12 protein-coding genes are annotated in these 13935 nt (G+C 63.9%); 4 read left to right on the top strand and 8 right to left on the bottom strand.

The features are described from left to right. Positions 1-180 precede the first annotated feature (180 nt). Positions 181-483 (top strand): hypothetical protein, encoded by a 303-nt coding sequence (locus ACTJKX_RS03520; protein WP_068287134.1) that lies wholly within the window; start codon positions 181-183, stop codon positions 481-483. Between the two features lie 51 nt (positions 484-534). On the opposite strand, the gene ACTJKX_RS03515 is transcribed toward ACTJKX_RS03520, so the two are convergent. Both ACTJKX_RS03515 and gltX read right to left on the bottom strand, forming a co-directional pair. Further along, entirely contained in the window at positions 535-1050 is a 516-nt protein-coding gene (locus tag ACTJKX_RS03515) for a CreA family protein (protein WP_311933198.1), read from the bottom strand. 130 nt (positions 1051-1180) lie between these two features. After that, positions 1181-2509, bottom strand: a complete 1329-nt coding sequence (gene gltX, locus ACTJKX_RS03510; RefSeq protein WP_440724385.1) for a glutamate--tRNA ligase — start codon at positions 2507-2509, stop codon at positions 1181-1183. A 361-nt stretch (positions 2510-2870) separates the two neighbouring features. Between gltX and ACTJKX_RS03505 the strand changes: the two genes are divergently transcribed. Beyond that, positions 2871-3704 carry a MipA/OmpV family protein gene (locus ACTJKX_RS03505; protein WP_311933200.1) on the top strand — a complete coding sequence of 278 codons (834 nt, stop codon included), beginning with the start codon at positions 2871-2873 and terminating at the stop codon, positions 3702-3704. 143 nt (positions 3705-3847) lie between these two features. Beyond that, the gene (locus tag ACTJKX_RS03500) at positions 3848-5809 is read left to right on the top strand and encodes an oxidoreductase (RefSeq protein ID WP_440724384.1); all 1962 of its coding nucleotides are present in this window, start codon (positions 3848-3850) and stop codon (positions 5807-5809) included. 73 nt (positions 5810-5882) lie between these two features. On the opposite strand, the gene ACTJKX_RS03495 is transcribed toward ACTJKX_RS03500, so the two are convergent. Then, positions 5883-6587 (bottom strand): SDR family oxidoreductase, encoded by a 705-nt coding sequence (locus tag ACTJKX_RS03495; protein ID WP_440724383.1) that lies wholly within the window; start codon positions 6585-6587, stop codon positions 5883-5885. Positions 6588-6714: 127 nt separating this feature from the next. Between ACTJKX_RS03495 and ACTJKX_RS03490 the strand changes: the two genes are divergently transcribed. After that, positions 6715-7674, top strand: a complete 960-nt coding sequence (locus tag ACTJKX_RS03490; protein ID WP_440724382.1) for a LysR substrate-binding domain-containing protein — start codon at positions 6715-6717, stop codon at positions 7672-7674. Here the strand turns inward: ACTJKX_RS03490 and ACTJKX_RS03485 are convergent. The 5 genes from ACTJKX_RS03485 to chvE all read right to left on the bottom strand — a co-directional run bounded on the left by ACTJKX_RS03485 (position 7629) and on the right by chvE (position 13808). Beyond that, complete coding sequence (locus ACTJKX_RS03485; RefSeq protein ID WP_440724381.1) at positions 7629-9365, bottom strand: NAD+ synthase; 1737 nt, start codon at positions 9363-9365, stop codon at positions 7629-7631. The genes ACTJKX_RS03490 and ACTJKX_RS03485 overlap by 46 nt on opposite strands. Positions 9366-9402: 37 nt before the next feature. Continuing rightward, positions 9403-9750: a diacylglycerol kinase gene (locus tag ACTJKX_RS03480; protein ID WP_440724380.1), complete on the bottom strand. Its 348-nt coding sequence runs from the start codon at positions 9748-9750 to the stop codon at positions 9403-9405. A 178-nt stretch (positions 9751-9928) separates the two neighbouring features. Continuing rightward, positions 9929-11131, bottom strand: a complete 1203-nt coding sequence (gene mmsB, locus ACTJKX_RS03475; protein WP_311933206.1) for a multiple monosaccharide ABC transporter permease — start codon at positions 11129-11131, stop codon at positions 9929-9931. A gap of 2 nt (positions 11132-11133) precedes the next feature. Next, positions 11134-12663: a multiple monosaccharide ABC transporter ATP-binding protein gene (gene mmsA, locus ACTJKX_RS03470; RefSeq protein ID WP_367623935.1), complete on the bottom strand. Its 1530-nt coding sequence runs from the start codon at positions 12661-12663 to the stop codon at positions 11134-11136. 80 nt (positions 12664-12743) lie between these two features. Continuing rightward, positions 12744-13808 carry a multiple monosaccharide ABC transporter substrate-binding protein gene (gene chvE, locus ACTJKX_RS03465; RefSeq protein WP_367623936.1) on the bottom strand — a complete coding sequence of 355 codons (1065 nt, stop codon included), beginning with the start codon at positions 13806-13808 and terminating at the stop codon, positions 12744-12746. Positions 13809-13935 lie beyond the last annotated feature (127 nt).

The raw sequence follows: 13935 nt of genomic DNA, 5'->3' as shown, positions 1-13935 counted from the left end.
GTCAAGCCACACGAGACAAGGACGGCATCCGCTTTCTCCAGTGCCAGCGTGATGCACCCAGGCAACAGAGTTTCGCCAAAAATTAAACACGCAGATTTACGTATGTTTAAAAACGCACAGCGATGATAGGCAGGCTCCGCTATCCGAACGGGGCAGACCCCGTTCACATGTGTGATTTCGATGAACCTGCGTACCCTCTCCTTCATCGCGGCTTGCTTGGCCTTCGCCAGCCCCGCCTCCGCCCAGAACGTGGCTTCCTTCGTCGTCAGCAGCGATGACGGCTACGGCGTCGACACCTGCCTGGAAAGCGGCTCGCCTTGCGGCCAGCCGATCGCCAGCGAATGGTGCGTCGCCAACGGCTACGCCAAGGCCGTCGCCTTCCGCCGCCAGACCGAAACCGACATCACCGGCGCCATCAACGCGCCCACGCAGGTCGCCGCTGCCGCGCAGCCGCATGCCGTCGTGATTACCTGCGAGAAGTAAAAACTTCACGGGAAGTGGGAATGTGGGCGGCAGCTCTGCCGGGTGCCGCCCTCAGTCGGTGACGAAATCGCCGCATTTCTGCGGCGGCTCGCCGGCCCAGGGCATCACCGGTACCGACGAGGTCGAGTTCTTCGGAGAGCCCTCGATCAGCTTGTCGGTGTAGACCAGATAGACCAGCACATTGCGCTTGGCGTCGCAGCCGCGCACAACCTGCATCTTCTTGAAGAACAGCGAGCGAGACTGGCGGTAGACCAGGGCCCCCTGCTCGAATTTTTCCTTGAACTTGATAGGCCCGACCTGGCGGCAGGCCAGGGAGACGTCCGACACCTCCTCGGCCACCCCGAACATGCCCTTGAGACCGCCCTTCTCCGGCACGGTGAAGTGGCAGGCGACCCCTTCGACATCGGGATCGTCGATGCCGTAGACCGCAAGCTTGTCATCCGGGGTCAGGAATTTCCATACCGTCGACTTGCGGAAGATTAGGTCGGGCTCCTGGGCCTGGGCAGCGGCGGGAGCCAGCAGGGCAAGTCCGATCACGGCAAGGCCGAAGCATATTCTACGCAGCATGCGGGGTCTCCTCATCGGGCCCCATATGGGAAGGCGTCGAGCCGGGCGCCAGGGTGGAGTCTCGACCTGCCGGTCGACACTCCTCATAGATCCCCAATCCAATGTCGACCGAGAGGTCGACACTCCGGCCTCAGCCTGCCAACCGCGCCAGCGCCTGTTCGTGGCCGATCAGGGGCAGCAGCGCCTTGAGTTCGGGGCCATGGTCCAGCCCGGTCAGCGCCTGGCGCAGCGGCATGAACAGGGCCTTGCCCTTGGCGCCGGTGGCTTCCTTCACGGCCTGCGTCCAGGCGCCCCAGGTGTTCTCGTCCCAGGGCTCGCTGGGCAGCAGTTCGGCGGCGCGGCCGAGAAACTCCCGATCCCGTTCGCCCGCGGCGACCGGTCCCGTCACCACCTCCCACCATAATTTCGCATCGGCCAGCCTGACGAGATTGGAGCGTACGGCAAGCCAGAAATCCTCACCGCCCTCGATGCCGAGAGCCGTGAGCCGCTGGGAAACATCCGCAAAGGCTGTCTCGTGCAGCAACTTGGCATTGAGCGTCTCGATCTCGGCCGGATCGAAGCGCGCCGGTGCACGCGAGATGCGCGAAAGATCAACCAGTGCGGCGAGCTCCTGCAGCGACGCGATCGGACGCACAGCCTCGGCCGTGCCGGTCAGCACCGCCAGGCTCGATACCGCCATCGGCTCGAAGCCGGCCTCACGCAGCGAGCCGATCGACAGCGCGCCGCTACGCTTGGACAACCCCTCGCCGCTCACCGTGGTGAGCAGATTATGGTGGGCGAAAGCCGGCACCGCGCCGCCCAAGGCTTCGAAGATCTCGATCTGCACGGCGGTGTTGGTGACGTGATCCTCGCCGCGAATGATATGGCTGACGCCAAGATCGATGTCGTCGACCACGGATGGCAGCGTGTAGAGATAGCCACCATCGGCACGGATCAGCACCGGATCGGACAGAGAGGCGGTGTCGACATGTGCGGGCCCGCGCACGCCGTCCTGCCATTCGACGATGCGGTGGTTGAGCAGGAAGCGCCAATGCGGACGCCGCCCCTCGGCCTCCAAGGCCGCCTTCTGCTCGGCAGTCAAGCGCAGGGCCGCCCGGTCATAGACCGGTGGCAGGCCGCGTGCCTTCTGCAGCGTGCGCCGGCGCTCCAGTTCCTCCTCGGTCTCGTAGCAGGGATAGAGCCGGCCAGCCTCGCGCAGGCGGGCGGCGGCGGCATCATAGAGCGCCATGCGTTCCGACTGGCGCGCCTGCACGTCCGGCACCATGCCGAGCCAGGCAAGGTCCACCGCGATGGCGTCGGCATATTCCTGGCGGGAACGGGCGGCGTCGGTGTCGTCATAGCGCAGGATGAAGCGCCCGCCCGCCCGCTTGGCCACGCACCAGTTCAGCAAAGCGGTGCGGATATTGCCGATATGGATATAGCCGGTGGGGGACGGCGCAAAGCGGACGACAGGCGGCATGACGGGCTTTCGAAATTGGAAATATGGCCTGTCCTATACCGCGAGCCCTCCCTTTTGAAGGAGAGATTATGAACAGGCTCCTGCCATTTTTGCTGGCCACAAAATCGCCATCGTGTTTATAAGGGAGACGATAATCAATCGCAGCCGGCTCATAGACTCCTTTCCCGGCTGACCATCGCCAACCAGTGAATGCCGCTAAAATAGGCATCACGAAACTGACGATGCCCTCGGCATCCAAAACATGACGTTAGGGAATTCGTTGATTATTCATGCCATCCTTCATTGTTTGTTGTCACCTCGAAGGCATTGTGCGGCCAGGTTCGCGGCCGTTCCTGCCGCGACCGGAAATGGGAATAAAGTGATGTTGCGTACCTCCCTGAAGACTGCCGTTGCGGCAGGAGTTCTTGCCGTTCTGGCGACGCCGGCGCTGGCCCAGTCCTCTTCCTATACGCCGACGGGATTCTGGGACAACTACATCGCCGGCGGCTGGTCGCTGGAGCTCGGCGCCACAGCCGCCATGGGCCCCAAATATGAAGGCGCCAAGGATTTCAGCTTCCTGCCCTCGCCCATCGTCTCGCTGTCGCGCCAGGGCAAGGGCCCGGCCTTCACCTCGCGCAACGACAATCCGGGCCTGGGCCTCCTCGACAATGGTTTCCTGCGCATCGGCCCGGTCGGCAAGATCCTGTTCGAGCGCGACGGCTCCACCGACGATGATCTCAAGGGCCTCAAGCCGGTACGCTGGGGCGGCGAACTCGGCATCTTCGCCGATATCTATCCGACCGAGTGGCTGCGTCTGCGAGCCGAATTGCGGCATGGCATCCGTTCGCATCACGGCCTGGTCGCCGATATCGCCGCAGACGCCTTCTATGATATCGCACCGGATTGGCGTATTTCCGGCGGGCCCCGGGTCTCCCTGGCCACACGCAGCTATTTCGACGCCTATTACGGCGTGAACCTGCAGGAATCGCTCGCTTCGGGCCTTAGCCCCTATTCGCCCGGCGGTGGCCTGAAATCGGTTGGCGTCGGCGGCGCGCTCACCTGGAAGACCACGGACAAGATCACAACCAGCGCCTTTGCCGAATATAGCCGTCTCACCGGCCCCGCTTCCAAATCGAGCCTGGTCAAGGAGCGCGGCTCCCCGAACCAGTTCACGATCGGCGTATCGGCCAGCTATCGCTTCGACTTCAATCTCTGAGACGCCCCGCAGCTATCCCCGGGTGCGCGGGCACCCGGGATATGCCTCACCAGCGCCGAGCCATGCTCGTCGCGACAATCGGCCATGTTGATTGCACGATCGGTCCCGTGCACCCAGTACGGGTCCAGTTTCTGCGAGGCCCCGTGAGCCAGTCCGCCGCCCTCCCCCACCTCTATTCGCCGTTCACGATCCGCAATCTGCGCATCAAGAACCGCATCATGTCCACCGGGCACGACACCACCCTGCCCACGGCCTTCGTGCCCAATGACGCGTTGATCGCCTATCAGCAGGCGCGCGCCAAGGGCGGCGTCGGATTGATCGTGCTGCAGGTTGCCGGCGTCCACGAGACGGCGCGCTACACCTCGCATCTGCTGATGGCGACCAGCGACGACTGCATCCCCGGCTATCGGCGCCTCGCCGAGGTCTGCCATGCCGAGGGAGCAGCGGTGTTCGGCCAGCTCTTCCACCCCGGCCGCGAGATCATGGAGACGGCCGAAGGCACCGCCCCCGTTGCCTACGCGCCCTCCGCCGTGCCCAACCAGCGCTTCCACGTCATGCCGCGCGCCATGAGCACAACGATGATCGGCGAGATCGTCGAGGGTTATGGCGAGGCTGCCCGTCGGCTCGAACAGGCCGGGATCGACGGGGTGGAGATCGTCGGCAGCCACGGCTACCTGCCCTCGCAATTCGTCAATCCGCGCGTGAATGTACGCGAGGATGCCTATGGCGGCTCGCTGGACAATCGCCTGCGCTTCATCCGCGAGAGCCTGGCCGCCATCCGTGCCAGGACGGGGCCGGACTTCGTCGTCGGCCTGCGCTTTTCCTCGGAGGACAGCGACCTCAACGGTCTCACCGCCGAGGAAGTGGCGGAAGTGCTGACTGCCCTCGACGGAAGCTTCGATTATTTCAACCTGACGGTCGGATCCTCCGCCAGCTTTGGCGGTGCCGTGCACATCGCCCCCGCCATGGCCTTCTCCAGCGCCTATGGCGCGCCATCGGCGGCAGCGGTGAAGCGCAAGGTGAAGACCCCCGTCTTCTATGCCGGGCGCGTCAACCAGCCCCAGGATGCCGAGCAACTGATCGCCAAGGGCGAGGCCGACATGGTCGGCATGACGCGTGCGCTGATCTGCGACCCCGACATGCCCGCCAAGGCCGAGCAGGGCCGCTTCGACGACATCCGCGCCTGCATCGCATGCAACCAGGCCTGCATCGGCCATTTCCAGCTAGGCGTGCCCATCTCCTGCATCCAGCACCCCGAGACCGGGCGCGAGCTGCGCTACGGCAAGGTGCTGCCCGCCGGTTCGGTGAAGAAGGTGCTGGTCGCCGGCGGCGGCCCGGCCGGCATGAAAGCCGCCAGCATCGCCGCTTCGCGCGGCCATGACGTCACGCTCTACGAAGCCTCGGGCCGGCTCGGCGGACAGGCCCTACTGGCGCAATTGCTGCCGCGACGCATGGAATTCGGCGGCATCGTCACCAATCTCACCCGCGAGGCCGAGCTTGCCGGCGTCACCGTGGTGAAGAATACCAAAGTCGACCGCGCCTTGGTCGAGCGCGAGCGTCCCGACGTGGTCATCATCGCCACCGGTGCCACGCCGCGCCATCCAGAACTGCCCGGTGCCGAGACCGCCCATGTCGTCGACGCCTGGCAGGTGCTGCGCGACGAGGCCAATGTCGGCAGTTCCGTCCTGGTGGCGGACTGGCGCTGTGATTGGATCGGCATGGGCGTCGCCGAGAAGCTGGCGCGGGCGGGCTGCCAGGTCCGCCTCGCCGTCAATGGCTACATGCCGGGCCAGCGTATCCAGGCCTATGTCCGCGACCATTGGGCCGGCGTGCTGCACGATCTCGGCATCGAGGTCATCCCCTATGCCGATCTTTACGGCGTCGACGGCCAGACCGTCTATCTCGCCCATGTCACCGGGCGCGAGCCGATCATCATCGACGGCATCGACACGCTGGTGACCTCGCTCGGCCATGAGGCCGTCAATGCCCTGGAAGCCGAGCTGGAGGGCCTGGTGGCGGAGATTCACAGCATCGGCGACTGCCTGACGCCCCGCACGGCCGAGGAAGCCGTGCTGGAAGGCCTAAAGGTCGGCTGGGCTCTCTGAGAGCACGACGTCCTTCCGGGTGCGCGGACAAGACGTCCGCCTACCCGGGAATCGGCACTCCGACCATGTTCTGTCAGAGCGAGCGCATCAGCCCGCCGTCGACCCGGATGTTCTGGCCCGTGATATAGCCGGCGCCCTCCGAGGCGAGGAAGGCGATGGTGGCGGCGATCTCCTCGCTGGTGCCGTAGCGCCCCATCGGCACGCTGTCGCGGCGCTCCTCGGTGGCCGGCAGGCTGTCAATCCAGCCCGGCAGCACATTGTTCATGCGCACATTGTCGGCGGCATGCTGATCGGCGAAGAGCTTGGTGTAGGCGGCAAGCCCGGCGCGGAAGACCGCCGAGGTCGGGAACATCGCCGTCGGCTCGAAGGCCCAGGCCGTCGAGATATTGATGATGGCGCCGCTCTTCTGACGGATCATCGCCGGTGCCACCACGCGGGTCGCACGGATCACATTCATCAGATAGACGTCGAGCCCCGTGTGCCATTGCTCGTCGGTGATCTCCAGAAGCGGCGCGCGCGGACCATGGCCTGCGCTGTTGACCAGCACATCGACACGCCCCCAGCGTTCGAGCGTCAGGTCGGTGAGGCGCTGCAGGTCCTCATTGGACTGGTTGGAACCGGTGACGCCGAGGCCCCCCAATTCCCGGGCGAGGGCCTCGCCCTTGCCGGAGGAGGAGAGAATAGCAACCCTATAGCCGTCCTTGGCCAAGCGCCTGGCGGCCGCCGCTCCCATGCCACTGCCCCCGGCCGTGACGATCGCTACTTTTTCTGCTGCCATCGGAATCATCCTTCCATGCCCCGGAGCGGCGGGAGGCCGCGACAAAGGGACCATGCACCTGATATACTGGCAATCCAGCTCCCATTCGAGCCAGAATAGCTGCTCTCATCCTGTAGAAAAACTACTCATGCCGGACGCCCTGCCCCGCCTTCCTCCGCTCAAGGCCCTGCGTGCCTTCGAAGCCGCCGCACGCCATCTGAACTTCCGCCTCGCCGCCGAGGAGCTCAACGTGACCCAGGGCGCCGTCGCCCAGCATATCAGAGGGCTGGAGGCCGATCTTGGCGTCAAGCTGTTCGAGCGGCTGCCGCGCGGGCTTACGCTCACTCATGCCGGGCACGGCTACCTGCCTCCTGTCCGCCGAGCCTTCGAACTCATCGCCGACGCGACATTGGGCCTGCGGCCCGAGCCTGCCCGGCTGACGATCAGCGTCACGCCGAGCTTCGCCACCAAATGGCTGATCCCGAGACTGCCTCACTTCGTGGCCGAGCATCCGCTCGTCGACCTGCGCATTCTCGCTAATGAAAGCCTGTCGAATTTCCAGAGCGACGGTGTCGACATCGCGGTACGGCAGGGTCGCCTGCCCTTCGGGCCGGGCCTTGTGGTGGAGCGCCTGTTTGCGCAGCACGTCATCGCCGTCTGCGCCCCCGCCTTGCTGCCGGCCGGCTCGAACGGCATCGAACCGGCCGAGATCTTGAGCTACACGCTTCTGCACGACACCCATAATCTGTGGCCGGAGTTTCTCGAGCGGGCGCTGGGGCTGAAGCCGCTCGTCGAGCCGCGACGGATGCGCTTCAACCAGACGGGACTGGCAATCGAGGCGGCGGCCGCCGGCCAGGGCATCGCGCTCGCCAGCCGTTTCCTGGTCGCCGGCGATCTCGCCACCGGCCGGCTCGTCCAGCCTGTGGCGGCCGTAATGTCCGGCGGCCATGATTTCTACGTGGTGCTGCCGCGCCGGCAGCGCCATCCCGAACCCACGGACGCGGTCCGGCGCTGGCTCATCGACACCGCCCAGGCAGAGGCGCTGGCAGACAACCCAGCGGCTCAGAAATCGACGGCGTCCGCGCTCGCAGTGGTGGAGACGCGATAGAGCGCGGCATCCGGCACGAAGGCGGGCTTGTTGCCGTCCCGGAACCGGTTGGTGATCGGATAGCGGCGATCCCGGCCGAAATTCTTCTCGGTCACCTTCACGCCGGGGGCAGCCTGGCGGCGCTTGTATTCGGCAAGGTAGAGCAGACGCTCGACCTTGCGCACGGTCTCCTCGTCATGGCCGCGCGCCACGATCTCGGCGACCCGCATCTCGCTTTCGACCAGGCAGCGCAGGATATCGTCGAGCACGTCATAGGGCGGCAGCGAATCCTGGTCCTTCTGGTTCTCGCGCAATTCGGCGGAGGGTGCCTTGGTCAGGATATTGGGCGGGACCACCGCCCCATCTGGTCCCCTTGCATCCACCGGCTTCCAGCGGTTGCGCAGCTCGCACAGGCGATAGACCTCGGTCTTGTAAAGGTCCTTGATCGGGTTGAAGCCGCCATTCATGTCGCCATAGAGCGTGCAATAACCCACCGACATCTCCGACTTGTTGCCGGTTGTCACCACCATGGCGCCGAACTTGTTTGAGATCGACATCAGGATGGTGCCGCGGGTGCGGCTTTGCATGTTCTCCTCGGCGATGCCGCGGGGTTGGCCGGCGAACAGCGGCTCGAGCACGCTCTCCAGCCCGCTCACCGGGGCCTCGATCGGTACGACGTCATAGCGCACGCCCAGCGCCGTAGCGCATTCGAAGGCATCCTTCAGGGATTCCTTGGAGGTGTAGCGATAGGGCAGCATCACGCAATGCACCCGCTCCGGTCCGAGCGCATCCACCGCCATGGCCGCCACCAGGGCCGAATCGACACCGCCGGACAGGCCGAGCACCACGCCGGGAAAGCCATTCTTGTCGACATAGTCGCGCAGGCCCAGGACGCAGGCCTGGTAATCGGCCTCCTCGCCCTCCTCCACCGGCTCGACCACGCCCGGTTCGCAGGCCCAGCCCTGCGCCCCGCGCCGCCAGGTCGTGGTGACGATCGCCTCCCGGAAGGCCGGCAGTTGCACCGCCAGGCGATGATCGGCATTGAGGGCGAAGGAGGCGCCGTCAAAGATCACCTCGTCCTGGCCGCCAACCTCATTGGCGTAGAGCATGGGCAGGCCGGATTCGGTGACGCGTGCCACCGCGACATTGAGCCGGATGTCGGACTTGTCGCGATGATAGGGCGAACCATTGGGCACAAGCAGGATTTCGGCGCCCGTTTCGGCCAGGCACTCGACCACGTCATGGCCCCAGATATCCTCGCAGATCGGCACGCCCAGGCGCACGCCGCGAAAGGCGATCGGCCCCGGCAAGGGCCCCGGCTGGAACACGCGCTTTTCGTCGAACACGCCGTAATTGGGCAGATCGTTCTTGAAGCGGACGGCAGCGACGATTCCCTTGTCCACCAGCGCTACCGCGTTGTGCAGCTTGTCCTTCTCGCGCCAGGGCAGGCCGACCAGCGCCGCCGGTCCGCCATCGGCCGTATCACGGGCGAAGTCCTCCAGCGCGGCGCGGCAGGCATCCTGGAAAGCGGGCTTGAGTACCAGATCCTCGGGCAGATAGCCGCAGAGGAAAAGTTCGGTGAACAGCACGAGATCGGCGCCCTGCTCCCGCGCGCTGGCCCGCGCCGCGCGCGCCTTGGCGAGATTGCCGGCGATGTCGCCGAGCGTTGGTTTGAGCTGGGCAACGGCAATGCGCAGAATATCGGTGCTCATGGTCTCTTCAAAGGCGGACAAGAATGATCCGCCATCCTTACACCAGCCTTTCGGCCAGCGCGAGAAGCCAGGTCAGCCCCGCCAAGGTGAGCGCCGTGAACACCGCTGCCGAACCGAGATCCTTGACGATGCGGATATGGGGATGACGGTCGGGCGTGACATGGTCCGACAGCGCTTCGATGGCCGTGTTGAGCAGTTCCACCATCAGTACCAGCAGGATGACGCCGATCAGGGCAAGGCGCTTCCACCAGCTCTCGGTGACGAAGAAGCTCGCCGGCAGCGCAATGGCAAGGACGACGACCTCCTGGCGCACCGCCAGTTCATAGCGGACGGCGTGGGCTAGACCCGCTGCCGAATTGAAGAATGCCTTGACGATTCGCTCCATGACCGCTCCCGAGAATGGCAGGCGTTTTAAGGCCAGCCGGGTTCTCTCGCCAAGCGACAAATGGAAATCGGCCGAGCGCGGAACCAGGCCGCAGGGTTTCTCAACGAAAACCGGCGGCCGCAAGGATTGCGACCGCCGGGAAAGAGAGCCCAATTTGCCGGTGCTCCCGGCAAGCGCCTCAGCGCTTCTTCTTGTAGTAGACGTCGAGACAGACGGCGAAGAGCAGCACCAGGCCCTTGATCCATTTCTGGTCGTCGATACCGAGGCCGAGGATCGACATGCCGACATTCATCACGCCCATCAGCAAGGCGCCGATCACCGCGCCGGTGATCTTGCCGACGCCGCCGGAGGCCGAAGCGCCGCCGATGAAGCAGGCTGCGATGACGTCGAGCTCATAGCCGTCGCCCGCTTTCGGGGTCGCCATGCCACCGAAGCGCGAGGTGACGATCAACCCGGCCAGGGCCGCCAGCGCGCCCATATTGACGAAGGTCAACAGGATGAGGCGGTCAGTGTTGATGCCGGAGAGCTTGGCCGCCTTCTCGTTGCCGCCGAGGGCATAGATGCGCCGGCCGACCACGGTGCGGGTGGTGACGAAGACATAGAGCAGCGTCAGCGCCAGCAGGATGATCAGCACCATCGGCAGGCCACGATACATGGCGAGGAGATAGCCGACATAGACGGTAGCGACCGCCATCAGGATGTTCCGGCCGATGAAGATCGCCATCGGCTCTTCCTCCACGCCGTGCTTGAGCCGCGTCATCCGGCCCTTGATGTTCACCAGGATGAACAGCGCCGCGGCGATCAGGCCAAGGGCGAAGGTGGTGGTAAAGAAGCCCGGGGACGCGAACGGATCGGGAATCCAGCCGGCACTGAGCTGGTTGAACTCGGCCGGTAGCGGACCGACATTGGTATTGCCGAGCAGGCGATAGGTCAGCCCGCGGAATACCAGCATTCCGGCCAGGGTGACGATGAAGGAGGGAATGCGCAGATAGGCGATGAAATAGCCCTGGATGCCACCGATGAGCGCCCCGACCACCAGGGTAGCGACCGCCGCCGGTGCCCAATGCCAGCCCAGCTTCACCATCAGCGTCGCGGCGACGGCGCCGGTGAAGGCGCAGACCGAGCCGACCGACAGGTCGATATGGCCGGCCACGATCACCAGCAGCATGCCGAGCGCCATGACGATGACATAGCCGTTCTGGTTGGGAATGTTGTTGATGTTGGACGGCGCCAGCATCCGCCCTTCCGTCATATATTGGAAGAAGCCGACGATGACGATCAGCGAGATCAGCAGGCCATAGTCGCGGATGTTGCCGCTGATATATTCAAGGATGGATTTCTTGGGCGATGAGCCTTGAGCTTCCACAGTGTTTGTCGTCATCGTCAATGCCCTTCCGCACGCATGATGGCGCGCATGATCTTTTCTTGGGTGGCCTCGGCCCCGGGGAATTCGCCTACGAAGCGACCTGCATTCATCACATAGATGCGATCGCACATGCCGAGCAGTTCCGGCATCTCGGAGGAAATCATCAGCACGGCTTTACCTTCATTCACCATCTCGTTGATGATGCTGTAGATTTCGTATTTCGCACCGACATCGATCCCGCGCGTCGGCTCGTCGAGCATCAGCAGTTCAGGATTGGAGAACAGCCATTTGGAGAGCACCACCTTCTGCTGATTGCCGCCCGACAGGTTCACCGTCTTCTGGAAGACGTTGGGAGAGCGGATGTTCAGCTTGCGCCGGTAGTCGTTGGCCACCCGCAATTCCTTGATGTCGTCGATGATGGAATTCTTCGACACCCCCTCGAGGTTGCTGAGCGTGATGTTCTTTATGATGTCCTCTTCGAGGACGAGACCGAGCTGCTTGCGGTCCTCCGTGACATAGGCCAGGCCGTTGGCCAGCGCCTTGTGGATGGAGGACAGATCCACCGGCTTGCCGTGCATCAGGGCCTGGCCGCTGATGCGCTGGCCGTAGGACTGGCCGAAGATGCTCATGGCGAGCTCCGTCCGCCCGGCGCCCATCAGGCCGGAGATGCCGACGACCTCGCCCTTGCGCACGGTGAAGTTCACGCCCTTGACCACCTGGCGATCGGAATGCTCGTGGTGGTGCACCACCCAGTCCTTGATCTCCAGCACCGGCTCGCCGATCTTGGGCTCGCGGCTGGGATAGCGGTCCGCCATTTCGCGCCCGACCATGCCCTTGATGATGCGGTCTTCGCTGATCGCCTCGTTGCGGCAGTCGAGGGTCTCGATCGAGGCACCGTCGCGGATCACCGTGATCTCGTCGCAGACCTTGGAGATCTCGTTGAGCTTGTGCGAGATCAGGATCGAGGAAATGCCCTGCCGCTTGAACTCCAGCAGGAGGTCAAGCAGGGCATCGCTGTCGCTTTCGTTAAGACTTGCCGTCGGCTCGTCGAGGATCAGGAGCTTGACGTCCTTCGACAAGGCCTTGGCGATCTCGACGAGCTGCTGCTTGCCGACGCCGATATTGGTGATGAGCGTGTCCGGCGATTCCCTCAGCCCGACCTTATCCAGCACCTTGCGAGTCTTGCCATAGGTAAGGGGCCAATCGATCAGGCCGCCCGTCGCCTGCTCGTTGCCGAGGAAGATGTTCTCTGCGATGGAGAGCAGCGGCACCAGGGCAAGTTCCTGATGGATGATGATGATGCCGAGCTCTTCGGATTGGCGGATATCCTTGAAGTGGCATTCCTTGCCGCGGAAGCGAATCTCCCCTTCATAGGAGCCATGGGGATAGACACCGCTCAGCACCTTCATCAGGGTTGATTTGCCGGCGCCATTCTCGCCGACCACGCCGTGAATTTCGCCCTCGTTGACCGTGAGGTTGACGTTGCTGAGCGCCTTGACCCCCGGAAAGGTCTTGGTGATGCCCCGCATTTCCAGGATGGCTGTCATAGTGGATGACCTGTGAAAAGGGCGGCCGGCACCGTGGTGCCAGCCGCCCGATACCCTAACATGGTTTTAAGGACGACCACTTATTTCAGCTGGTCTTCCTTGTAGTAGCCACCATCGACCAGCACCTGCTTCCAGTTGTCCTTGGTGACCAGGACGGGCTTGAGCAGATAGGTCGGCACCACCTTCTTGCCGTTGTCGTAGCTCTTGGTGTCGTTGATCTCGGGCTTGCCGCCGGAGAGCACGGCATCGACCATGTCGACCGAGACCTTGGCGAGCTGGCGCGTATCCTTGTAGATCGTCGAGTACTGGTCGCCGGCGATGATCGCCTTGACGGATGCGACTTCCGCATCCTGGCCCGAGATGAAGGGCATGGGCTTGTCGCCCGAGCCGTAGCCGGCCGCCTTCAGCGAAGCGATGATGCCGCGCGACAGGCCATCATAGGGAGACAGCACCGCGTCGACCTTCTTGTCGGTGTAGAAGGCGGAGAGAAGGTTATCCATGCGCGACTGGGCGAGCGAACCGTCCCAGCGCAGCGTACCGACCTTGTCCATGCCTGCCTGCTTGGACTGCACGACCAGCTTGCCGCTGTCGATGTAAGGCTGCAGCACCGACATCGCGCCGTTGTAGAAGAAGAAGGCGTTGTTGTCGTCGGGCGAGCCGCCGAACAGCTCGATGTTGAAGGGGCCTTTGCCGTCCTTGAGGCCGAGGCCGCTCTCCAGCGACTGGGCCTGCAGCACGCCGACCTGGAAATTGTCGAAGGTGGCGTAGTAGTCGACATTCTCCGAATTGCGGATCAGGCGGTCATAGGCGATGACCTTGACACCCTTGGCCGCAGCCTCCTTGAGCACGTCGGCGAGCGTGGTGCCGTCGATCGAGGCGATCACTAGGACCTTGTCGCCCTTGGTCAGCATGTTCTCGATCTGGGCGAGCTGGTTGGGGATATCGTCGTCGGCATATTGCAGGTCGGTGGCATAGCCCTTGGCCTGGAGCTGCTTGACGACATTGTTGCCGTCGTCGATCCAGCGCTCCGAAGTCTTGGTCGGCATGGCGATGCCAACAGGCCCCTTATCCTGGGCAAGGGCCGGCGATGCGAGGGTGATCGCACCGAAAGCAGCAGCCAAAAGCAAGGATTTGAATAGTTTCACGTCTCTCTCCCAAGTTGACGTTTTCCCGGTCCGGGACGAACCGGGTCTAGAAATAGCCCCTCAGCCGACGACAGGAATCGAAGCGGCTCCAATGGAGCCTCTTCTCACCCCCGGGGCACAGCCGAAT

This window comes from Labrys sp. 22185 (assembly GCF_052045555.1).
Taxonomy (GTDB): domain Bacteria; phylum Pseudomonadota; class Alphaproteobacteria; order Rhizobiales; family Labraceae; genus Labrys; species Labrys neptuniae.
The sequence above is the reverse complement of the archived record's forward strand: the minus strand, read 5'-3'. Positions and strand labels throughout refer to the sequence as shown.